Annotated in this window: 18 protein-coding genes and 1 tRNA gene; 5 read left to right on the top strand and 14 right to left on the bottom strand. The window is 72.0% G+C overall.

What is annotated here, in order from left to right; all coding sequences use genetic code 11:
- Positions 1-331: 331 nt before the first annotated feature.
- From ACIQMV_RS11310 to ACIQMV_RS11290, 5 genes are all read right to left on the bottom strand, one after another.
- The gene (locus tag ACIQMV_RS11310; protein WP_402592472.1) at positions 332-1,252 is read right to left on the bottom strand and encodes an ROK family protein; all 921 of its coding nucleotides are present in this window, start codon (positions 1,250-1,252) and stop codon (positions 332-334) included.
- A gap of 62 nt (positions 1,253-1,314) precedes the next feature.
- Positions 1,315-3,093, bottom strand: a complete 1,779-nt coding sequence (locus ACIQMV_RS11305) for a dipeptide ABC transporter ATP-binding protein (protein WP_402592438.1) — start codon at positions 3,091-3,093, stop codon at positions 1,315-1,317.
- Positions 3,090-3,989, bottom strand: coding sequence for an ABC transporter permease (locus ACIQMV_RS11300; RefSeq protein WP_401770632.1), 900 nt, complete (start codon positions 3,987-3,989; stop codon positions 3,090-3,092). Before ACIQMV_RS11300 ends, ACIQMV_RS11305 begins: the two co-directional genes overlap by 4 nt.
- Entirely contained in the window at positions 3,986-4,945 is a 960-nt protein-coding gene (locus ACIQMV_RS11295; protein WP_141356626.1) for an ABC transporter permease, read from the bottom strand. Before ACIQMV_RS11295 ends, ACIQMV_RS11300 begins: the two co-directional genes overlap by 4 nt.
- A 188-nt stretch (positions 4,946-5,133) precedes the next feature.
- Complete coding sequence (locus ACIQMV_RS11290; protein WP_402592437.1) at positions 5,134-6,948, bottom strand: peptide ABC transporter substrate-binding protein; 1,815 nt, start codon at positions 6,946-6,948, stop codon at positions 5,134-5,136.
- Between the two features lie 310 nt (positions 6,949-7,258).
- Here ACIQMV_RS11290 and ACIQMV_RS11285 point away from each other — a divergent pair, with 310 nt between their 5' ends.
- From ACIQMV_RS11285 to ACIQMV_RS11270, 4 genes are all read left to right on the top strand, one after another.
- Positions 7,259-8,509 carry an ROK family protein gene (locus ACIQMV_RS11285; protein ID WP_402592436.1) on the top strand — a complete coding sequence of 417 codons (1,251 nt, stop codon included), beginning with the start codon at positions 7,259-7,261 and terminating at the stop codon, positions 8,507-8,509.
- A 258-nt stretch (positions 8,510-8,767) separates the two neighbouring features.
- Positions 8,768-10,291, top strand: coding sequence for a M81 family metallopeptidase (locus ACIQMV_RS11280; RefSeq protein ID WP_402592435.1), 1,524 nt, complete (start codon positions 8,768-8,770; stop codon positions 10,289-10,291).
- Positions 10,288-11,166 carry a copper homeostasis protein CutC gene (locus ACIQMV_RS11275; RefSeq protein WP_402592434.1) on the top strand — a complete coding sequence of 293 codons (879 nt, stop codon included), beginning with the start codon at positions 10,288-10,290 and terminating at the stop codon, positions 11,164-11,166. The genes ACIQMV_RS11280 and ACIQMV_RS11275 overlap by 4 nt, the downstream gene beginning before the upstream one ends.
- A 252-nt stretch (positions 11,167-11,418) precedes the next feature.
- A complete protein-coding gene (locus ACIQMV_RS11270) occupies positions 11,419-11,700 on the top strand; it encodes a hypothetical protein (protein WP_402592433.1) in 282 nt (93 codons plus the stop codon).
- Here ACIQMV_RS11270 and ACIQMV_RS11265 read toward each other — a convergent pair.
- Together ACIQMV_RS11265 and sucC are read right to left on the bottom strand one after the other, a co-directional pair.
- Positions 11,682-11,766: transfer RNA gene (locus tag ACIQMV_RS11265), tRNA-Leu, on the bottom strand. The two genes, ACIQMV_RS11270 and ACIQMV_RS11265, sit on opposite strands and share 19 nt — an antisense overlap.
- A gap of 121 nt (positions 11,767-11,887) precedes the next feature.
- Positions 11,888-13,018: an ADP-forming succinate--CoA ligase subunit beta gene (gene sucC, locus ACIQMV_RS11260; protein WP_402592432.1), complete on the bottom strand. Its 1,131-nt coding sequence runs from the start codon at positions 13,016-13,018 to the stop codon at positions 11,888-11,890.
- A gap of 311 nt (positions 13,019-13,329) precedes the next feature.
- On the opposite strand from sucC, the gene ACIQMV_RS11255 reads away from it, so the two are divergent.
- Complete coding sequence (locus ACIQMV_RS11255; RefSeq protein ID WP_402592431.1) at positions 13,330-14,751, top strand: OFA family MFS transporter; 1,422 nt, start codon at positions 13,330-13,332, stop codon at positions 14,749-14,751.
- Positions 14,752-14,815: 64 nt separating this feature from the next.
- On the opposite strand, the gene ACIQMV_RS11250 is transcribed toward ACIQMV_RS11255, so the two are convergent.
- From ACIQMV_RS11250 to ACIQMV_RS11220, 7 genes are read right to left on the bottom strand one after another with little or no spacing between them, the layout of a single operon-like run.
- Positions 14,816-15,973 (bottom strand): sugar phosphate isomerase/epimerase family protein, encoded by a 1,158-nt coding sequence (locus ACIQMV_RS11250; RefSeq protein ID WP_402592430.1) that lies wholly within the window; start codon positions 15,971-15,973, stop codon positions 14,816-14,818.
- Positions 15,970-17,391: a nucleotide pyrophosphatase/phosphodiesterase family protein gene (locus ACIQMV_RS11245; RefSeq protein ID WP_402592429.1), complete on the bottom strand. Its 1,422-nt coding sequence runs from the start codon at positions 17,389-17,391 to the stop codon at positions 15,970-15,972. Before ACIQMV_RS11245 ends, ACIQMV_RS11250 begins: the two co-directional genes overlap by 4 nt.
- Positions 17,388-18,557, bottom strand: coding sequence for a metabolite traffic protein EboE (gene eboE / locus ACIQMV_RS11240; protein ID WP_402592428.1), 1,170 nt, complete (start codon positions 18,555-18,557; stop codon positions 17,388-17,390). The genes ACIQMV_RS11245 and eboE overlap by 4 nt, the downstream gene beginning before the upstream one ends.
- Positions 18,558-18,560: 3 nt before the next feature.
- Positions 18,561-19,409, bottom strand: a complete 849-nt coding sequence (locus ACIQMV_RS11235) for a TatD family hydrolase (protein WP_402592427.1) — start codon at positions 19,407-19,409, stop codon at positions 18,561-18,563.
- The gene (locus tag ACIQMV_RS11230; RefSeq protein ID WP_402592426.1) at positions 19,409-20,113 is read right to left on the bottom strand and encodes an EboA domain-containing protein; all 705 of its coding nucleotides are present in this window, start codon (positions 20,111-20,113) and stop codon (positions 19,409-19,411) included. The genes ACIQMV_RS11235 and ACIQMV_RS11230 overlap by 1 nt, the downstream gene beginning before the upstream one ends.
- Complete coding sequence (locus ACIQMV_RS11225; RefSeq protein ID WP_402592425.1) at positions 20,110-21,072, bottom strand: sugar phosphate isomerase/epimerase family protein; 963 nt, start codon at positions 21,070-21,072, stop codon at positions 20,110-20,112. Before ACIQMV_RS11225 ends, ACIQMV_RS11230 begins: the two co-directional genes overlap by 4 nt.
- Complete coding sequence (locus ACIQMV_RS11220; RefSeq protein ID WP_402592471.1) at positions 21,069-21,965, bottom strand: SCO3242 family prenyltransferase; 897 nt, start codon at positions 21,963-21,965, stop codon at positions 21,069-21,071. Before ACIQMV_RS11220 ends, ACIQMV_RS11225 begins: the two co-directional genes overlap by 4 nt.
- Positions 21,966-22,331: the final 366 nt, after the last annotated feature.

The following is a 22,331-nucleotide window of genomic DNA, read 5'->3' as shown; positions in this document are numbered from 1 at the left end:
GGAGGCATTGCACAGCGCATCCACGCAGCCGGCGCCGACAAGAAAGGCCCACCCTACGAAGCCCTGCGCATCACAATCAGCCACGAAAACGCAACAGGGACCCCGACCATAAGGCCGAGGTCCCACGCGATGGTGTCCGAGGGGGCAGTTGACCGCTGACGATACGCTCGCGGTGGCGCAAGGACGGCTCTGGTAAACACGGTCCACCCGCCCGGCCAGGTGGCGCGAGGCGAGGACAATGCTCACACGCCGGCTCCGCGCGTACCCGGGCCGCCATGCCGGTGTGGTCCGCGGGTCGGGCCCGCGGACTTCGGGGCCGGTGGTCCTGTCCCTACACCGTCGCTCTCACCTCCATGCCCAGTTCGCGTCGGGCGCGGGCGGCGGCGCCGACCGGGACGGCGTCGGAGGACAGGGCGGCCCGGACCAGGCGGACGGGGTGGCCGCTGACCGGGGGTTCGACGGCGAGGGCAGACAGGATGACGGGCTCCAGGAGGGGCCAGGCGCGGCTGACTCCGCCGCCGACGACCACCGTGGTGATGTCGACGACGCCCGCCGTGATCACGATCGCGCGGGCGATGCCCGCTCCCGCGGCGCGGTACACCGCGAGAGCGTCCTCGTCGCCCAGGGCTGCGGCCTCGGCGACCTCGCGGGCGGTGAGGTGGTTGCCAGTGCGGTCGGCGTAACGAGCCCCGATGGAGCGGCCGGAGGCCAGCGTCTCCAGGTGGCCGCGCCCGCCGCAGGAGCAGCGCAGGTCACCGAAGCCGGGGATGTGCCCGATCTCGCCGGCCGCGCCGTGCGGACCCGCGTACAGGGCGCCGTTGGTCCACAGAGCGCCGCCGACGCCGGTCCCCAGGGTCATGCCGAGGACATCGGCCTCGCCGCGCACCGCTCCGCCGCAGACCTCCCCGTAGAGGAAGGCGTTGACGTCGTTGTCCAGGAAGGCCGGGACGCCGAGGGCCTCCTCGACGGCGGCGGTGACGGCGAAGCCGGCCCAGCCGCGGAAGGAGTCGCTTGCGACCAGGATGCGGCCGTTCGCGGAGTCCACCACCCCGGCGGCGCCGATTCCGGCGCCCACCAGACGGCCCGGGGTGCGGGCCAGCAGCGGGGCGAGCGCGTCGAGCGCGGCGTCCACCATGGCCCGGCCGCCCTCGAGCGCCGGGGTGGCGGTCTCCGCGCGGTCGAGGACGGTCAGGTCGTCCGAGCAGAGCACCACCTGGGTGGTGGTGCCGCCGATGTCGATGCCGGCGAACAGTGGCCGGAGGGTGGTGGGAATGGCAGGGTCCTGCGGGGCGTAGGGAAAGAGAAGAGGTCCGGTCACGCCTGGGCCTCCGTACGGCCGGCCGCGAGGGTGGCCAGGCGTTCGGCCCTGCGGCCCCGCTGCACCACCGGGTCGGGCACCGGCACGGCGGCCAGCAGACGGCGTGTGTAGTCGGTCTCCGGACGCAGCAGGGTCGTCCCGGTGGAGCCCTGCTCCTCGATGCGGCCGGCGCGCATCACGACGACGCGCTGCGCGAAGTGCTGCACGACGGCGAGGTCATGGGAGACGAACAGGCAGGCGAAGCCGAGTTCGCCCTGGAGTTCGGTGATGACCTCCAGGACCGTTTCCTGCACGCTCACGTCGAGGGCGCTGGTGGGTTCGTCGGCGACCAGCAGCCGGGGTTCCAGGATCAGCGCTCGGGCCAGGCTGACCCGCTGGCGTTGTCCGCCGGAGAGTTCGCGGGGCGCGCGCCGGGCGAGTTCGCGTGGCAGCCGAACCCGGTCGAGGACGGCGGCGACCTTGGCCTGCCGGTCCTTGGCGGACAGGCCGCGACGGTGGACCCGGAGGGGTTCGGCGATGCACTCGCCGACGGTCATCCGGGCGTCGAGGGAGGCCACTGGGTCCTGGAGGACGACACCGATACCGGCCCGCAGGGCGCGGCGGGCCCGGGCGCGGGTGCGGCCGAGGTCGGCGCCGAACAGGGAGACGGTGCCGGAGGTGGGCGGGATCAGGCCGAGCGCGACCCGGGCGGCGGTGGACTTGCCGGAGCCGGACTCGCCGACCAGGCCCAGGGTCTCCGCCGGCCCGACCCGGAACGACACTCCGTCGAGGGCGCGTACGGCGGCCTTTCCGCGGCCGAACACCACGTTGATGTCACGCAGTTCGACCACCGCTTCGCCCTCGGGGCCGCCGGGCCCGGCAGGCGGGGCCGACGGCTCGGCCGCGGAACGGTGCGTCCGGGCCGGCACGGACGCGGCAAGCCGGCCGGTGCCGTCCGCGGCCTCGGCGACGGACAGCCGGGGCACCGCGGCCAGCAGGCGCCGGGTGTAGTCGTGGGCGGGGCGCAGCAGGACGTCCTCGACCGATCCGGTCTCCACGATCTCGCCGTGGTACATGACGGCGACCCGGTCCGCGAAGTCGGCGACGACGCCCATGTTGTGGGTGACGAGCAGCACGCCGGTGCCGGTCTCGACAGCGAGCCGGCGCAGCAGGTCGAGGATCTCGGCCTGCACGGTCACGTCGAGGGCGGTGGTCGGCTCGTCGGCGATGAGCAGGCCTGGCTCGTTGGCGATGGCCATGGCGATCACGACCCGCTGACGCTGTCCGCCGGAGAGCTGGAACGGGTAGGCGTGGGCGCGCTTCTCCGGTTCGGGGATGCCGACCCGGCGCAGCAGTTCGACGGCCTCGGCGGCGGCGTCCTTGGCGGACACCTCGCGGTGGTTGCGGATCACCTCGGTGATCTGCTTCCCGATCCGGGTGAGCGGGTCGAGCGCGGTGGCCGGCTCCTGGAACACCATGGAGACGGTCTTGCCGCGCAGCGCCGCGAGGCCGTTCTCCGAGGCGCCGACGATCTGGGTGCCGGCGATGACGGCGCTGCCGGTGGCGCGGGCGTTCCCGGCGAGCAGGCCCATCGCGGCGAGCGCGATGGTCGACTTGCCGGAGCCGGACTCGCCGACCAGGGCCAGCGTCTCGCCCGGCTCGACCTGGAGGGACACGCCCCTGACCGCGGGTACGTCGCCGGTCTCGGTGGTGAAGACGACGCCGAGGTCGTCGAGTTCGAGGATCGGGCCGGACGCCGCGGTGCGGGCGGCGGAGCCCTTGGTGGTGGCGGTCATCCGCGTCCCCTCACATCGAATGCGTCGCGGAGTCCGTCCCCGATCGCGTTGAACGCCCACACCACCAGGATGATGGCCAGGCCGGGCGGCAGGATGAGCCACCAGTAGCCGGAGTAGGCGGCGGTGAGACCTGCGGAGAGCATGCCGCCCCAGTCGGTCTGCGGCGGCCGGACTCCCATGCCCAGATAGGAGACGTAGGCGACCAGCAGGATGGCGTCGGCGACCTGGAAGGTCGCGGCGACGATGATGGTGGAGACCGAGTTCGGCAGGATGTGCCGCAGGATCGCCCGGGCGTGCGTGCCGCCGATGGCGCGCAGGGTCAGGACGTAGTCCCGGTTCTTCAGGGTCAGCGTCTCGGCGCGGACCAGCCGGGACGGCACCAGCCAGGACACCAGGCCCAGGATGAGGACGAGACCGGTCAGGCCGGGCGTGGTGATGGCGGAGACCACGAGCAGGATGAACAGCGCGGGGATGGCGATGCCGGCGTCGACGATCCGCATCATCACGGCGTCGATCCAGCCGCCCGCGTAGCCGGCGGCGGCGCCCCACAGCGTGCCGATGACGGTGGCGAGGACGCCCGCGGCGAGGCCGACGATCAGGGAGACCTTGCCGCCGTACATCAGTCGGCCCAGCTCGTCGTGGCCGACGGCGTCGGTGCCGAGCCAGTGCGCGCCGCTGGGGGCGAGGTTGACCTGCTGAAGCATGGTGTGGGTCTGGTCGGTGGAGTACACCAGCGGACCGGCGAAGCAGAACAGGAAGAAGAGGACCACGACGGCGAGTCCGACGACGGCCAGCTTGTTGCGCAGGAAGCGGCGGACGGCGAGTCGTGCGCCGGAGGCCTCGCGCGGCTCGGCGGCCTTCGTCGGGGCCATGTCCGGCTGGATGACGGCGCTCATGCCCGGCCTGCCTTCACTCGGGGGTCGATGATCCGCTGGACGATGTCGGCGAGCAGGGTGCCGACGACGGTGGCGACGGCGATCACCAGGACGCAGCCCAGCAGGACCGGGTAGTCGGAGGACTGCGCGGCGGTCCAGAACAGCAGCCCCATGCCGGGGTAGTTGAAGAGCTGCTCGACGACCAGGGCGCCGCCGAAGAGCACCGGCACGTAGTAGCCGAGCATGGCGACCACGGGCGTCAGCGAGTTGCGGAACACGTGCCGCCACAGGATGGCGCGGGCGCGGGAGCCGCCCGCCCTGGCCGTGCGGACATAGTCCTCGGAGAGGTTCTCCAGGGTGGCCGCCCGCATGTAGCGGCTGAACACCGCGACCATGGAGGCCGCGCCCGCGACCACCGGCAGTACCAGGGCCTGCGGTTCGGAGAACACCTGGCCCAGCGTCTCGCCCTGCGGAGCCTGCGACGGGAACCACGCCAGCGCCTGGCTGAAGACCAGTACCAGGATCAGCCCGAGGAAGTACACGGGCGTGGAGTAGGCGATGAAGCTCAGCGTGGTGATGACGTAGTCCACCGGCTTGTTGCGGCGCACGGCCTGCCACATGCCCATCGGGATGGCGAGGACGAGGCCGACGAGAGCCGACAGCACGGTGAGGACCAGGGTCTTCGGCAGCCGCTCGGTGATGAGCTGGGAGACCGGCTCGTTGAGGGTGTACGAGGTCCCGAGGTCACCGTGCAGCAGTTGGCCGAGGTAGTAGAAGTACTGCACGGGCAGGGGCTTGTCGAGACCCTGTTCGTGGTTGAAGTGGGCGATCTGCTGTGCGGTGGCCTGCGGCCCGAGGATCCCGCGCGCCGGGCCTCCGGGCAGGGCGTGCAGCAGGCCGAAGACGACGATCGTCACGATGACGATCACCGCGACGGCCTGGAGGACACGTCTGATCAGGTACGAGGAAGTACTCATGTGCTTTCCGGTCGCTTCGTGTCTGTGGCGCGCGCGGGCGTCACCTGGACATGGACGTCACTGGGACGTGGGTGCCGGCGTGGCGGGTGCCGGTGTGGCGCCGGCGCGCGAGGGGTGCGCGCGGGTCCCGGGGCGGCCCGGCCGGGTGGCCGGGCGGCTCCACAGGCCCGCGCGGGCACCGACCGGGCTTACTTGGTCCACTTCCACATGGCGGGGTGGAAGTTGGCGAGGGAGTCCTGGGCGAAGCCGCCGAGGCCGTCCTTGACCACGGAGATCTGGTAGTCGGGCTCCGGCAGCCAGACCACGGGGAGGTCCTTGGCGAGCGCGGCGCTGTACTTCTGCACCGCCTCGTTCGAGGAGGACGTGGTGGTCTCGGTGATCAGCTTGTCGACCTCGGCGTTGGAGTAGTTGCCGAAGTTGGAGCCGCCGCCGGTGGCGAACAGCGAGTCACCGCTCGGGTAGGCGGGGAAGTACCAGCTGCCGGCGGTGCCGAAGAAGGACAGCTGCCACTTGCAGCTCGACTGGTCGGCGGTGCACTGGCCGGCCTGCGACAGGACGGAGTTGACGGGGGCGGTCTTGATGCCGAACTTGATGCCGGTCTTCGCGAACGACGACTGCAGCGCGCTCATCATGTTGTCGGTCACGGTGGAGCCGGACTGGGACAGCACCTCCATCTCGAACTTGGTGCCCTTGTCGACGCCCGCGCCGCACTGGTTGTCGCCGGTGCCGGGGCTGGTGCACACCATGGTGCCGCCCTGCTCGGTCCAACCGTGGTCGGTGAGCAGCTTCTTCGCCTTGGCGGTGTCGAAGGGGTACGGGTTGTTCTTCTGCTCCGGGGAGACGAAGGACGAGGCCTGGCCCTGTGGGATCGGGCCGTAGGTGGAGACGGCGGTGCCGTTGAAGACCACCTTGGAGAGCGTGGTCTGGTCCACCGACATCTGGATCGCCTGGCGGGCGTACAGCTGCTTGAACACCGGGCCCATGGTGGGGTTGTTGAAGTTGTACGGCAGATAGGTGATCGCCCAGCCGGTCCACGGCTTCACCGAGTAGCCCTTGGCCTTGAAGGACGACTCCTGGCTCAGGTCGGTGGCGTTGATGTAGCCGTAGTCGACGGTGCCGGCGCGGAGGGCGTTCACCTCGGCCTCGGTGGTGGTGAACGGCAGCAGGTTGACGTTCTTGATGTTGGCCTTGCCGCCGCCGTCGTACTTCGCGTTGGCGGTCAGCTCGACCTTGCCCGCGGTGGAGAACGACTTGATGGTGTACGGGCCGCTGACCGTCTTCCACAGCGGGTCGGTCGCGTAGCCGCTGATCTTCTTGGCGGCGTTGTTGAGGTACGTCCAGACCTTCTTGGCCCCGGCGGCGGTGCGGTCCAGGTCGGAGACGGCGCCGGAGTCGCTGGTCTTGTCCCAGACGTGCTGCGGCATCGTGCGGATCATGCTCAGCTCGTTGGCGAGCATCCACTCCTGGTTGTACGCCTTGTCGAAGGTGATCGTGAAGTGCGTGTCGTCGATCGTCTTGAAGGAGGTCCAGTTGTCCGGCGCCTTGCCCGGGCTGTAGCTTGCCCAGTCCGCCTTGTTGGCCTTGACCAGGTTGAACCAGAACTCCACGTCGCGCGAGGTGATCTGCTTGCCGTCGCTCCAGTGACGATCGCCGAGGGTGATCGTCACGCTCTTGCTGTCCGCGGCGAACTTCGCGTCGGTGGCCAGCGAGTTGTCCTTGTTCCAGCCGACCTTGCCGGTGGAACCGTCGTACGCGATCAGCGGCTCCCAGACGGCCTGGGATATGGAGGAGTTGTTGGTGTTCAGGTGCGAGGCGGTGCCGACCGGGAGGATCCAGTTCGGCGTGAAGTTCGCCGGGAGGGCGTAGTTGATGGTGTCCGACGACGCCGAGCCCGAGGACGAGGTACCACCGCCGGAACAGCCGGTGAGCAGCGCGCCAGTGGTGACGGCGGCACCCGCGACGAGGGCCCAGCGGCGGCCGGCCGCCGTGTGAGCAAGGAACATGGCTCTCCTCAGAGTGAAAGGACCCGTCCCGGGAGACCGGGTCGGCGCCGCGGGGTCGGCGCTGTGTACGGCGACAGTCAACGACGGACGCGCCGAACAAACAAACAAGAATTAGTAAAAAGTAAGGTCCTGCGGACTCGATAAAAGTCACATCCATCCACTCCAGACGCCTCAGCCGATGTCTATGTGTCAATTTGAGGCGATTTCACCTGCTTCAACACTCTCCACTTTCTTCATGGAGCTGTTCCCCGCCCACCTGATCGGGCGTACTGTCTCCGTCACACCCACCGTTGCGGAAGTTACTTCGTACATGACTGAAATAAGTGCACGGGACCGCAAGACCACCAAGGGCGTGTTCCCGAAGGGCACGACCACCCTCGCCACGCGGGTCCTCGAACTCGTCGCCTCGGGCCAGGCGTCGTCCCGCGCCGAACTCGCGGAACTCCTCGGCACGGCCGCCTCCACCATCTCCCTGACCGTGGCTCAGTTGGTCGAGCGCGGGCTCATCGCCGAGGAGGGCACCCAGTCCTCCACCGGCGGCCGCCCCCGCAGGGTCCTCAGGGTGGGCAGCAACGACGAGTACGCCGTCGCCGCCGACGTCGGCGGCCGCCATGCTCGGATCGGTGTGGTGCTCCCTGGCGGCGGTGTCCGTGATGTCGCCAACGTCCCGTTCGAGGTCGCCGACGGTCCCGAGGCCGCCCTGCCGAGGCTCGTCGAGCACCTGGAGTCCCTCGTCGAGCAGCGTGGACGCGACGGGCTCCGGGGCGTCGGGCTCTCCCTGCCCGGGCCGGTGGACGTCGCCTCCGGCGCCGTCGTCCTGCCCTCCCGGATGCTCGGCTGGAACCGCTTCCCGGTCGCCGCTTGGCTGGAGGAGCGCTTCGGGGTCCCGGCCGCCGTCGACAACGACGCCAACTGCATGGCGGTCGGCGAGCAGAGCGTCAGGCCCGCCGAACACCGGCAGTCGATCATGGTGAAGATCGGCTCGGCGATCGGTGCCGGCGTCATCGCCGACGGTCGCCTCTACCGGGGCGCCACCGGAGCCGCCGGCGACATCACCCACATCCGCATCGACGGCGGCGCCGACATCCCCTGCTCCTGCGGCAACACCGGCTGCCTGGAGACGGTGGCGTCCGGCGCCGCGCTCGTCCGCATCCTGCGCGAACGCGGTCTCGACGTCGCCGGCCTGGAGGACGTGGTACGGCTCGCCACCGACGCCGACCCGGAAGCCACCCGCGCCGTCCGCAGGGCAGGCGACCACCTCGGCCAGGTGCTCGCCGCCAACGTCAACTTCTTCAACCCGGACGCCGTCTACCTCGGCGGCATCCTCTCCACCCTCGAACCGTTCGTCGCCGCGGTGCGCAGCAAGCTCTACGAGAGCTGCCACCCGCTGGTGACCCAACACCTCACCATTGAGCGGGCCAGTCTCGGCGCCGACGCCGGCCTGGTCGGCGCCGGACTCTTCGCCCTGCAGCGTGCCCTGACCCGCGCCCTCGGCGACATCGGCCGCACCACCCCCGGCGCCGACCGGCAGCACACCGCCGCGGGCCGCGGAGGGATCTGACGCCACTGCAAAAAGCCTGACAGTCACGGAAATTACTCCGCGCACGCGGCGACATACCTGCCCGGGAACCGCGGCCCGTACTCCGGCTCCCGGGCGATCCCCCGGTCCCGGCCCCCGAGCCCTGAAACCCAGGGACCTGTCCCGGGGCCACTCCACTCCCGAAGTCCCCGCACCCGCTTGGATACCGACGTCCGCGGCACGCCCCCTCGTGGCGGGCCGCGCAACGAGCCTCACGCACCACACCCCGTCCGAGGAGCCATGTCGCACACCCGCACCCCCGCCGCCCGCCCGGTCATCGCCGTCGCCGGGCTCGGCATCGAGTCCTCCACCTTCTCCCCCGCCCGCACCGAGGCCCCCGCCTTCCACCCCTCGCGCGGCGCCGAGATCTTCGACCGGTACCCCTTCCTCGCCCCTGGCGAGGAACTGCGTGAGGCCGCCGAATGGCACGGCGCTCTGGTCGGCAAGTCGCTGCCCGGCGGCACTGTCACCGCCGCCGCCTGGACCGCGCTCACCGAGGAGCTCATCGAACGCCTCGCCGCGCTGCCCCGGTTGGACGGCCTCTGGTACGACATCCACGGCGCCATGACCGTGGAGGGGATCGACGACGCCGAGGCCGTGCTGCTGGAGCGGATCCGCGCCACCGTCGGCCCCGACGTGATCGTCTCCACCTCGATGGACCTGCACGGCAACGTCTCCCGCGAACTCACCCACCGCAGCGACCTGATCACCTGCTACCGGATGGCCCCGCACGAGGACCACATGGAGACCAAGGAGCGTGCCGTCCGCAACCTGGTCGACCTGCTGGCGTCCGGCGCCCCCCGCCCGGTCAAGGCGTGGGTCCCGGTCCCGGTGCTGCTGGCCGGCGAGCAGACCTCCACCCGGATCGAACCCGCGAAGAGCGTGTACGCGGCGGTCGACGAGGTCGAGGCCGCCGACGGCGTGACGGACGCCGCCATCTGGGTCGGCTACGCCTGGGCCGACGAACCCCGCAACCGCGCCGTCGTGGTCGTCACCGGCGACGACACGGCGGCGGTCTCGGCCGGGGCCGAACGACTCGCCCGGGGCTTCTGGAACGCCCGCCACGACTTCGACTTCGTCGCCCCGACCGGCACGTACGACGATCTCCTCGACGAGGCCCTCGCCTCCGACCAGCGGCCGTACTTCATCAGCGACACCGGCGACAACCCCACCGCGGGCGGCGCCGGTGACGTCACCTGGGGCCTGACCCGGCTGCTGGAGCGCCCCGAGTTCCAGAAGGAGGACGGGCCGACCGTCATCTACGCCTCGGTACCCGGCCCTGCCGCGATCGAGACCGCCGTCGCCGCCGGGGTCGGCGCCACCGTCACCGTCAGCGCCGGCGCCGAGGTCGACGACCGGCACGCCGGTCCCGTCACCCTCACCGGCGTGGTCCACGCGATCCAGCACGGCGACCGGGACGCCGGGACCGAGGTCGTCATCCGGGTCGGCAGCGTGTACGCGATCCTCACCGGGCTGCGCAAGCCGTACCACCACGAGCACGACTTCACCGACCTCGACCTCGACCCGCGCTCCGCCGACATCGTGATCGTCAAGATCGGCTACCTGGAGCCCGAGCTGTTCGACATGTCGGTCGGCTGGAAGATGGCCCTCACGCCCGGCGGTGTCGACCAGGACCTGGTACGCCTCGGCCACCGCCGCATCCGCCGCCCGATGTTCCCCTTCGACCGCGACATGGCCGACCCGGACCTGACAGCCCGTATCATCCCGGCCTCCGACCAGCCGCTCACCGGGGACGACGAATGACCGACCACACCATCCGGCCCCTCGGCCCGCCCCGGGCCGGCGGCGCGGGCCGGGCCCCGGCACCGGTGGCGGCCGACGATGTTCCCGGACTCGGGCGGCCCGGCCCAGCCGGACCGGTCCGCCGGCCCACACTGGAGATCGCCGTCACCTCACCGGCCGGTGCCCGTGTCGCCCTCGACCACGGAGCCGATCGCGTCGAACTCTGCACCGGCCTGGAACTGGGCGGTCTGACCCCGTCGGCCGCCCTCGTCGAGGCGGTCGCCGCCGTAGGCCTGCCGGTGCAGGTCCTGGTCCGCTGCCGACCGGGCGACTTCGTCCACGACGCCGAGGAGATCGCCCTGATGGTCGCCGAGGTGCGGTCCGTGATCGACTCCGGCGCCTCCGGCGTGGTCGTCGGCGCGCTCACCGCCGACGGCGGCCTCGACACCGACGCCGTCACCCGCCTCGCCGCGGCGGCTCATGACACGGGCCGCCCCGTCGAGGTGACCCTGCACCGCGCGATCGACCTGTCCGCGGACCCGGTCGCCACCGCCGCGCTGTTGCCCGCCCTGGGGCTCACCCGGGTGCTCACCTCCGGCGGCGCCCCGGCCGCCGGAGAGGGACTCGCCGCGCTCGCCGCCATGGTCGAGGCCGCGCCCGGCGTACAGGTGATGGCGGGCGGCGGGGTGCGCCCCGCCGACATCCCGGCCCTGACCGCCGCCGGTGTCGCCGGCGTCCACCTCTCCGCGAAGCGCCGCGCCGAACCCCGGCGCGGGGGCGCGTGGATCCCCCTCGGCGCCTCCAGCGCCTCCGCCGAGCAGGACACGCACTTCGTCACCGACCCGGCGGTGGTCGCCGAGGCCAGGAGAATGCTGGAATCCCGGGCAACGGGCTGACCGGCCGTGCGCTCGCCTGCCGGAGCACGTCGCCCCGAGAGTCCGCGGTTCGCGTCGGACCGCGGACTCTCGGGGCGGGACATTCCGACCGATCCGTTCAGAGCCTCTGTCGTCTGAGTTTGCGTCCGCACCGCACTGGTGGTCGCAGAACAGACCTGCCTCGCCCGCCACGGGGCCGCCCTCACCGCCGGGGCCGGCCCCGCCATCGTCACCCAGTGGATCAACGAAGCCCAGAACGGCAAATGAACCGCCTTGGCAAAGCTCAAGGAAACCGAGGCGCAGCCGAGCAGCGCGCCGGAGGAGGAGCCACTCGCCAAAAAGGAGATCCTCAAGCTCGCGAAGAACCTCCACGAGGTCGCACAGCGCCTCCAGAGCGCCGATCCGAGCACGAACGCCTCACTCTACGAAGCCCTCGGCATCACAATCAGCTACGAAAACGCCACGAGGACCGCGACCGTTAGGTCGAGGCCCTCGATTCCGTATCGCTATAGCGAGTGCGAGTTGCGAGTTGCGAGTGTCCGAGGGGGGACTTGAACCCCCACGCCCGATAAAGGGCACTAGCACCTCAAGCTAGCGCGTCTGCCATTCCGCCACCCGGACCAGGTGTCTGCCGCCTGACCGGGGGTGTTCCCCGCGGCGACATGGACAACAATACCAAGGTTTCGGGGTGCGTTTCACCTGCGTATCCGCCCCCGGGAGGGGCCCCGGGGGCGCGACGGGATCATGCTCCTCGGGCCAGTTCCGCGGCGCGGCTCGCGGCCGTCTCCATGGTGGCGGCCTGTTCGAGCAGGGGGTGGGCGCGCTCGTCGAGGATCGTGCGGCCGCGGGCCGCGTTGTTGCCGTCGAGGCGTACGACCAGCGGTCGGGTGAGCCGGACGGTGTCCAGGGCCTGGACGATGCCCTCGGCGACGGTGTCGCACGCGGTGATCCCGCCGAAGACGTTGACGAGGACCGACCGCACGGACGGGTCGGAGAGGACGACGGACAGCCCGTCGGCCATGCGCCGCGCGGAGGCCCCGCCTCCGATGTCCAGGAAGTTGGCGGGGCGGGCGCCACGGTCGGCGACCATGTCCAGTGTGGACATGACCAGGCCGGCGCCGTTGCCGATGACTCCGACCTCGCCGTCCAGCTTGACGCAGGTGAGGCCGCGGGCCGCGGCCGCCGCCTCCAGCGGGTCGTCGTGCTCGGTGTGCTCCACCCCCCAGCGGGCCTGGCGGAACCGGGCGTTGCGGTCGAGGGTGATCCTGCCGTCGAGGGCGACGATCCGGCCCTGCCTCGTGCGTACCAGTGGATCGACCTCCACCAGCAGGGCGTCCTCGCGGACCAGGACCCGCCAGAGCCGGACCAGGGTGTCCACGGCCTGCGGAGGCAGGCCCGCCGCCGCGGCGATCCCGGCCGCCTTCGACGAGGTGACGCCCTCGGCCGGGTCGACGGGGACGCGCGCCACCGCCTCGGGACGGCTCGCGCCCGCCTCCTCGGGCTCCGTGCCGCCCCGGGCCGAGGCGATGGCGAGGAAGCCGCCCGTCGAACGGTCGAGGGCGTAGGAGACGCGGAACTCCTCGGCGGTGTCGACCGGTTCGGCCAACATCACCGTGCGCACCCGGTGACCCTTGATGTCCATGCCGAGGATCTGGCGAGCCGTCAGTTCGGTGGCCGCGGGGTCGGCGGCGAGTTTCACTCCGCCCGCCCTGCCCCGCCCGCCCGTCTTCACCTGGGCCTTGACGACGACCCGGCCGCCGAGCCTGCGGGCGATCTCACGGGCCTTCTTGGAGGAGTCGGTGACCTCGGCTCGTGGCACCACGATGCCGTACTCCTCGAAGAGTTGTCTTGCCTGGTGTTCGTAGAGGTCCATTCCGGCTCCCCTGCGGGACGGCTCCTGGCTGAGAAGTGCTGCGCAACCCCTGGACATCTTTGACGGGATGCGGGATAAGAAACTTCATACAGTATTCGTCGACTGTATGCAATGAGCGGGTCGGCGAGCAGATCGAGTCCGGGAACGGCCGGTGGTGGGCGCGGGCCGTCCCTGGACCGTACGCGCGACCGCACAGGCTGCACCGGACCCGCCCCGCGCCGTACCGGCGCTGTTCCGCAAGACTCCGGGCCGATCGAACGCCCGGCGCATCGTCCCCGATCCCCACCGACACGGCGAGGAGATGGCCAGACATGACCGCGGATCCCCTATCGACCAGAAGTACGCCGGGCGACACCCGCACGGCGCACGGCTCGTATCGCGAAGTGACCGACTCCCGGGGGCGGGTCTACCGCATCGGTGAGACCGACATCGACATCATGGGGCGTCGCCGCAGGTGGATGGTCATCCTCCCCTGGGTGGGCATGATGGGCATCAGCTCCGCCGAATACGCGTTCACCTCGGCGGAGGAGACGCTCCACAAGGCCCATCTGTGGAGCAGTGGGCACATCTTCTGGCTGATGGGCGTCTGGGTGTTCTTCCAGGCGGCCGTGGCCTTCCCGGCCGGACAACTGCGGGAGAGCGGCAGGCTCCCCGCCCGTTCAGCCATGCTGCTCGGCGCGGTCGGCACACTGCTGGGCTATCTGTCGCTGGCGTACGCGCCGCACGTGATCGTGGCGTACTTCGGCTTCGGCATGTGCAGCGGCATCGGCGCCGGTCTGGTGTACGCGACCTGCGTGAACATGGTCGGCAAGTGGTACCCGGAGCGCAAGGGCGGCAAGACGGGCTTCGTCAACGGCGGATTCGCCTACGGCTCCGTGCCGTTCGTGTTCCTGTTCACCTCGTTCATGGACCTGAGCAACTACCGGACGGTGCTCGCCTGCGTCGGTGCCGGACTGTGCCTCATGGTGGCGACGGCCGGCTGGTTCTTCCGGGACCCCCCGAAGAACTGGTGGCCCGCTCACGTCGACCCGCTGAAGCAGACCGACGACCCCAAGATCCGCCGGGCGCTGGCGAAGAACCCGCCGGCGGTCAAGCAGTACACCCCGGGCGAGGCCGCCCGTACACCCGTCATGTGGATGATGTGGTTCTGTCTGCTGTGCACTGCCGGCATCAACATCTTCGGCATCGCCTTCCAGGTGCCGTTCGGCAAGGACATGGGGTTCGCGGGCGGGATCGTGGCGACCGCGATGTCCCTGAAGGCGATCGTCAACGGCACCGGGCGCGGTGTCATCGGCTGGATCTCCGACCAGTGCGGGCGGCGCAGCACCCTGATCATCGTGTGTCTGGTGCTCGGCACGGCGCAGTTCGGTGTGCTGGTGTCCGGGCAGATGGGCAGCATGCCGTTCTTCCTGTTCTGCTCCATGGTGTCCGGGTTCGGCGGCGGAGCGATCTTCCCGCTGTTCGCGGCCATGACGGCCGACTACTTCGGGGAGAACCACAACGCCGCCAACTACGGCATCGTCTACAGCTCGAAGCTGATCTCCGGGCTCGTCGGTTCGGGTCTCGGGGCGGTCGTCGTCGCGGCCTGGGACTACAAGGGCGCGTTCGTCCTGGCGGGTTCGATCGGGCTGGCCTCCGCGGTGCTGGCGCTGTTCCTGAAGGCTCCGGGCAGGCCGCAGCCCCGGCGCGGTATCGCCGCCAACCCCCGGCCCCTGGGCGAGGACATGGCGTGAGCGTGTGAACCGCGTGCCGAGGGCCTCCCCGTGGATCTCCGGGGAGGCCCTCGGCGAGTGTGCGTTACTTGCGGCGCAGCGCGGCCATGTTCCGGCAGCCGATCCGCGCGTGCTCCAGCGACTGGCCCGGGTCGGTGGAGCTCGGGGCGTTGTCCTGCTCGACCATCGGGTTGTGGTAGTTCGGACTGCCGACCCGGGAGAAGAAGGTGGTGTAGTCGATGACACCGGTGCCGAACGGGACCATGTCGTAGCCCTGTCCGTTGGTGTTGTTGATGACGCCGTCCTTGGCGTGGAACAGCGGGTAGCGCTTGTCGTGGCGGGTGACGAGGCCGGCCGGGTCGAAGATGTTCTGCCGGGTGGCGCCGTCGTGGTCGGTGTAGGTGCGGAACTTGTACTGGGCCACGTGCGCCCAGAAGATGTCCATCTCCAGCCAGATCAGCTTGGGGTCGGTGATGGACAGGAAGTACTCCAGCTTGCGGATGCCGGAGCTGCGGGTCGGGCGGCCCTGGGCGTCGAGCGGGCCGCCGTCGAGCAGGAAGCCGTAGGCCGCGTCGTGGTTGTGGGTGTAGAGCTTGATCCCGGCTCTGCGGGCGATCTCGCCGAGGACGTGCCACTTCTCGGCGGCGACGTCCCAGTCGGCCTTGTAGTTGCTGCCGGTGGGGTCGTTGCCGGTCCCCATGTGCTGCATGCCGAGGATGTTGGCGATCTCCAGGTGCTTCTTGAAGGTGTCCAGGTCCCCGGTGGTCAGCGGCCACGAGCCCGGGATGAAGCCGTGGTTGCCCTGCGCCCGCAGCCCGTACTCGTCCAGCCAGCCGCGCAGCAGCCGGGCGCCCTCGACGGACTCCAGGTTGGCGCCGCCGGGGGCGTTGGCGTGCTGGCCGTAGCCCGCGAACTCGACCTGCCGGTAGCCGAATCGGGCCAGTTGCTCGAACACGGCGCGGAAGCCGGAGGGCAGGCTGGTGGAGAACGGGTCGCGGCCGGTGGCGTCGCGCACCGTGTAGAGGATGATGCCGCGCTTGTCCTCGGGGACGAGCAGGTGGCCCTTGGCCTTGCCGTTGGACTCGGCGGGGGCCGCCTGCACGGGGGCCGCGCCGAGGACGGGAGCGGCGATCGCCCCGGCCGCGACGGCGCTGCAGGTGCTGAGGAAGCCGCGGCGGCCGATGCCCAGGCTGCGGCGCAGCAGTTCGTCGGGGCCGTGGTCGGTTGCTTGGATGTCGTTCACGGGTGCCTCTCTTCGGGCTTGTGGTCTGCTTGGCCGAGACCGGCGAGGTGGAGCAGGAGGGACTTCACGTCGGTGGCCGCGATGCGGTCGCCGACGGCGCGGGGGGTGGAGCACAGGAGGAGCGGACCGTCGTCGTCGCTCGCGGGCAGGCGGCCGTGGCTGCCGCGGATGGGTGAGGCGTCGAGGGGTACGACCGCCATGCGGTAGCGCATCCCGAGTTTCTTGCGGGCCACCGCGGTCGCCGCCTTGACCTTCACATAGGGGTCGTGCGGGTCCATGAAGAGCTCGACCGGGTCGTAACCGGGTTTGCGGTGGATCTCGACCAGCTGCGCGAAGTCGGGCGCGCGCTCGTCGTCGAGCCAGTAGTAGTACGTGAACCAGGCGTCCGGTTCGGCGACGGCGACGAGTTCGCCGGAGCGCGGGTGGTCGAGGTGGTGGGCCTTCTTGCCCTCGTCGTCGAGGAGTCGCTCGATGCCGGGCAGTCCGTCGAGGGCGGCCCTGGTCGCGTCCATGTCCTCGGGGCGGCGCACGTAGACGTGGGCGATCTGGTGGTCGGCGACGGCGAAGGCGCGCGAGGCCATCGGGTCGAGGTACTCCATGCCGTCCTGGGTGTGCACTTCGAGCAGGCCGGCCCGGCGCAGGGCGCGGTTGATGTCGACGGGCCGGTCGGCGCGGGTGATGCCGTACTCGGACAGCGCGACGACGGTACGGCCCTCCGCACGCGCGTCGTCCAGGAGCGGGGCCATGGCGGCGTCGAGGTCGGCCGCCGCTTGCAGGGAGCGCGGGTCGTCGGGGCCGTAGCGTTGCAGGTCGTAGTCGAGGTGGGGCAGGTAGCAGAGCGTCAGGTCGGGTCGGCGGGTGCGCTGGATGTGGCGGGTGGCGTCGATGATCCACTGGCTGGAGACGAGGTCGGCGCCGGGGCCCCAGAAGTGGAACAGGGGGAACGTGCCGAGTTTCTCGGTGAGTTCGTCGTGCAGGGCCGGGGGGCGGGTGTAGCAGTCGGGTTCCTTGCGGCCGTCGGCGTAGTAGACGGGCCGCGGGGTGACGGTGATGTCGGTGTCGGCGCCCATGGCGTACCACCAGCAGATGTTGGCGACCGTGTAGCCGGGGTGGACGCGGCGGGCGGCGTCCCACAGCTTGTCGCCGGTGACGAGGCCGTTGTGCTGCCGCCACAGCAGGACGTCGCCGAGTTCGCGGAAGTACCAGCCGTTGCCGACGATTCCGTGCTCGGAGGGCATGGTGCCGGTGAGGAAGGTGGACTGGGCGGCGCAGGTGACGGCGGGCAGGACGGTGCCGAGCGCGGCGCGGGAGCCCGACTGGCCGAGGGCCTTGAGGCGGGGCATGTGGTCGAGGATGCGCGGGGTGAGACCGACGACGTCCAGGACGAGCAGGGGTGTCGGTCCCTGGGGCCGGGTCATGGCAGTTCCTTCAGGCCGAGGTCGGTCAGCAGGTCGCGGGTGAGGGCGAGTTCGGCGGCGATGCCGTCGGCGAGCCGGCCGCGGTCACGGGGGCGCAGCTCGGACGGGAGCGCCTGCCAGGTGTAGGTCTCGACCTCCAGGTGGCGGGTGAGCGGCCGCGGGCCGCCGACGAGCCGGGTCAGGGCGGCCTTGAGGACCGGGAGGGTGGAGGTGAGGGGCTCGGCGGGGGCCGCGTGCAGGGGGACGTGGAAGTGGGAGCGCCAGGGCGCGGCGTCGGGCAGGACGTCTCCGCCCAGTGCTTCCCCGAGGTCGTCGGTGCCGCGCAGGCCGGCGGCGGTGACGGTACGGGTCTGGTGCAGGAAGCGGGGTTCGTCGAAGGCGGCGAGGGCGTCGCGGACGTCGGGCAGGTGGGGGTGCTCGGCGTGCAGGGCGGCCGACAGCTGGGACTTGACGATGGGGACGCCGGCCTCGGTGAGGGCGTCCAGGGCGGTGTGCGGGTCCTCGAAGGAGGTGGCGAGGTGGCACGTGTCGACGCAGATGCCGATGCGGTCGTGGGCGATCGCGGTCAGCGGGGCGATGGCGTCGTGCGTGGTCTCGACGACACAGCCGGGTTCGGGTTCCAGGCCCACCCGGATGGAGCGGCCCGTCAACTCCTCCAGCGCGTCGAGGCGTTCGGCGAGGATGCGCAGGGCGGTACGGGCCCGCTCGGCGCGGGAGTCGTCGTACGCGGTGCGCCAGGCCAGGGGCAGGGTGGAGACGCTGCCCTCGCCGACGTCGTCCGGGAGGAGGCCGGCGAGGATGCGGGCGAGCGCGGTGGTGTGGTCGAGGCGTTCGGCGTCGGCCCAGTCCGGCTTGTAGACGCGGTACTTGACCTCTTCGGCGCCGAAGCCCTGGTAGGGGAAGCCGTTGAGGGTGACCACCTCCAGGCCGTGCCGGTCGAGTTCGGCGCGCAGGGCGCGCAGCGCTGACGGGTCGGTGTCGAGGGTGCGGGCGGCGTCCCGGGCGAGCCACAGGCCAATGCCGAGGCGGTCTCGGCCCAGGCGGCGGCGGACGGGCTCGCAGTGGTCGCGCAGTTGGGCCACGACGCCGTCGAGGGTCTCGGCGGGGTGGACGTTGGTGCAGTAGGCGAGGTGGACGGTGGAGCCGTCGGGGTGCCGGAAGCGCATCGATCACTCCCCGCCGCGCAGGATGCTGTTGCCCTCGTGGGTGGCGCCGGTCGCGGCGACGTCGAGGCTCAGCCGGCCGCTGAGACCGTAGAACTCGACGGGGTTGCGCCACAGCACGCGGTCCACCTCGTCCTCGGTGAAGCCCTCGGCGAGCATGAGGTCGGCCACCTTGCGGGTCTTGAGGGGGTCGCTTCTGCCCCAGTCGGCGGCGGAGTTGACCAGGACCCGTTCGGGGCCGTGGGCGCGCAGGATCGCGACCATCCGCTCCTCGTCCATCTTGGTGTCGGGGTAGACGGAGAAGCCGAGCCAGCAGCCGCTGTCCTTGGCCTCCTTGACGGTGGTCTCGTTGAGGTGGTCGACCAGGACGCGGTCCATGGCCAGCGCCGACTCCCGTACGACGTCGAGGGTGCGGCGCAGCCCGGTGAGCTTGTCGCGGTGCGGGGTGTGGACGAGGGCGGGCAGCCCGTGGTCGGCGGCGAGCTGCAACTGGGCGGAGAGGGCCGTGTCCTCTTCGGGGGTCATCGAGTCGTAGCCGATCTCGCCCACGGCGACGACCTGGTCCTTGACGAGGTAGCGGGGCAGTTCGTCGAGGACGGGCAGGCAGCGCGGGTCGTTGGCCTCCTTGGGGTTCAGGGCGATGGTGCAGTGGTGGGCGATGCCGTACTGGGCGGCGCGGAAGGGTTCCCAGCCGATCAGGGAGTCGAAGTAGTCGAGGAAGGAGGCGGCCGAGGTGCGGGGCTGGCCGAGCCAGAAGGCCGGTTCCACGAGGGCGCGGACGCCTGCGGCGTACATGGCCTCGTAGTCGTCGGTGGTCCTGGACGTCATGTGGATGTGGGGATCGAAGATGCGCATCAGGACTCCTTGCCGTGGGGGTCGACCGGGCCGTGCGGCGCGGTGTCGGGCTCGGACAGGGCCAGGACGCGGTGCAGGTCCTCGGGGACCTGGCGGCCCGCGGCGGTGCGCTCGGCGGCGTAGTCGCCGAGCATGCGGGCGAGTTCGGTGTCGCCGCGGGCGCGGCGGCCCAGGTCCGCGACGCTGTCCACGGGCACGCCGGTGAACAGGCACTTCAGCACGGCGTGCCGCCATGCGTGAGCAGCCAGGTGCCCGGCGGCGTACGGGCCCACGGCGGCGGCGAGCAGCCGGGTGTCGTTGGTGCGCAGCGCGTCCTCGACGAGCGGAAGGGCGTCGGGGCCGGCCACGAGGTGGGGCAGGGCGCGCAGGACGGCGCGGCGTTCGTCGGCGGTGCCCTGGCGGTAGACCCGGGTGAGGGCGTCGAGGTCGGCGCGGGCCGCGTGCAGGATGAGGACGCGGGCGGCGTCGGCGTGGGCGGGGCCGCAGCGGCGGCCCGCCTCGGCCAGGCGCAGCTCCCACACGGAGATCGGCCCGTGGGTTCCGGGGTGGGCGGCGGCCTCGTCGAGCGCCTGGTCGAGCCAGGCCCGTGCGGCCGGTGTGAGGCCGGTGTCCGTACGGGCGCGCAGCTCGTCCGTCGAGGTCGGAGCGGGGTCGGTGCCGGCCGCGGGGGTGCCCGCGGTGCCGGTGCCGTGCGGGTGGGTCATCGGGTGCTCCCTTCTGGGGTGACCGGATGCTCGGGGGCTGGAGGCGCGGAGGCGGGAGGCGCGGAGGCCGCGGGAGCCGGGGGCTCGCCCGTGGACGCGGCGTCGGCGGCCGCTCGGCGGAGGAAGGGCAGGGAGAGCTCGGCGTGGTGCGGGCCGGCGTGGGAGTGCCGGGGCAGTTCCACGACGGTCAGGCCCTGATAGCCGGTGGCGGCCAGGGCCGCGAGGACGGGCGGGAAGTCGATCTCGCCGTCCCCGAACGGGAGGTGTTCGTGCACGCCGCGGCGCATGTCCTCGATCTGGACGTGCCGCAGCCAGGGCGCGGCGGCGCGGACGCACTCGGCCGGAGGGAGGGGTTCGAGGCACTGACAGTGGCCGATGTCGAGGGTGAGGCCCAGGTTCTCCGGGTCGCCGAGGGTGCGGCGCAGGTGGTGGAAGTCGGCGAGGGTGGCGAGGAGGTGGCCGGGTTCGGGCTCCACGGCGAGGGGGACGCCGGCGGCGGTGGCGGCCTCCAGGACGGGGCCCAGGGACTCGGCGAGCCGCTTCCACGCCGTGTCCCGGTCGGTGCCGGGCGGGGTGATGCCGCTGAAGCAGTGCACGGCGTGGGCGCCGAGGTCGGCGGCCACCCGCACGGCCCGCAGCAGCAGGTCGGCGCGGCGGGCGCGGTCCGCCGGGTCCGCGTCCAGGAGGGAGGGGCCGTGCTTGCGGCGCGGGTCGAGCACATAACGGGCGCCCGTCTCCACCGTCACCCCGAGGCCCAGCGCGTCCAGCCGGTGCGCGACCCGGCGGGTGCGGGCGGCCAGGTCGGGGGCGAGCGGGTCGAGGTGCATGTGGTCGAGGGTCAGTCCCACGCCGTCGTAACCGAGGTCGGCGAGCAGGCCGAGGGCGTCGTCGAGGCGCAGGTCCGCGAGGCCGTTGGTGCCGTAGCCGAAGCGCGGGGCCGCGGCGGGGTCGGGGCTCATGTCACGCTCACCTTCCTCGCGAACCTTCGGGCCAGGGGGGCCAGAGCGGCCGTGCACAGGGCGGTGAGCGGTGCGCCCGCGCGGGCGGACAGCGCGGCCTGGAGCGGGATCATGGCGCGGATGCCGCCACCGACGGCCCTCTGGGTGAGCGGGGGCGAGGAGTTGAGGACGGCGTGGGCGAGGGGGCGGGCGACGGTGGCGGCGTAGCCGAGCGCGAGGGCCGCACGGAGCGCACCGACCGGTGCGGGGGTGAGGCCCGGCGGACCGAGGGGGGCTGCTCCACCTCGGTCCGCCGGGAGTCTGAGGGCCACGGCGGGCGGGGTCAGTGCGTACGCGACGCCGGAGGTGACCGCGAGGGCCGCGAGCGGGACGGCGGTGGAGCCGCCCTGGGTCTCGCGGCGCGATACGGCGGTGACGGCCAGGGTGTGGGCGCCGAGGGCGGCGGCGGACGGTACGGCGTCGCGAACCCGGCCGCCGCTCGCGGCGGCGCCGAGCACGAGGTCGAGGCTCCGGGCCGCCGCCATCACCGGCGGGCCCGCCCAGTTCCGCTTCAGACCGAGGTCGTACGCCCAGACCGTGGCGGCGAGCGGTACGGCGACGGTGAGCGCGGGCCGCCCGGCGCGGGCGGCGAGCGCGAGGCCCAGGGCGGTGAGCGCGCCGGCCGCGGCGAGCGCGGCGCCGGGGGCGATCCGCCCGGACGGGAGCGGCCGGTGCGGGCGCTCCACGGCGTCCTCGGCGCGGTCCGCCCAGTCGTTGAGCGCCATGCCCGCCTGGTAGAGGCACAGGGACGAGCCGATGGCCAGGAGGGTACGGGTCCCGGGGGCCCGCCCGGCCACCGCGGCCCCTGCGAGGGCGTCGCCGGGGACGGTGAACAGGGCGGGCAGCCGCAGCAGTTCGACCCAGTCGGCGGGGGTGCCGAGAGCTGGGCGGCGGGGTGGGAGCGGGGTGGAGGTGGGCGCGAGGGCCGGGTCCGTGGCGGTGGAGGCGACGGGATCGCCATCCGCCCGCGCCGGCCGGGGACCCCCCTCCGACGGCCCGGCCCCCGCCGGCTGTCCGGCGCAAGCCACGGGCGCGGCGGGGGTTGCCGTGGGGTTCTCCCCCGCCGGGCCGGTCGGATCCGCGGATCCGGCGGGTCTTGCGTCCGACCGCGTCCCCTGCTCCGCCTGCGGCGGTGGTGACGCGTGCTCCTCCTCCCGGCGCGGGCGGCCGCGGGACGCGGATCCGCGCGCTCCGACGACGGCGGCGACGGTCACCGCCAG

This window comes from Streptomyces sp. NPDC091412 (genome assembly GCF_044756885.1).
Lineage (GTDB): Bacteria > Actinomycetota > Actinomycetes > Streptomycetales > Streptomycetaceae > Streptomyces.
This window is presented reverse-complemented; position numbering and strand designations above follow the sequence as displayed.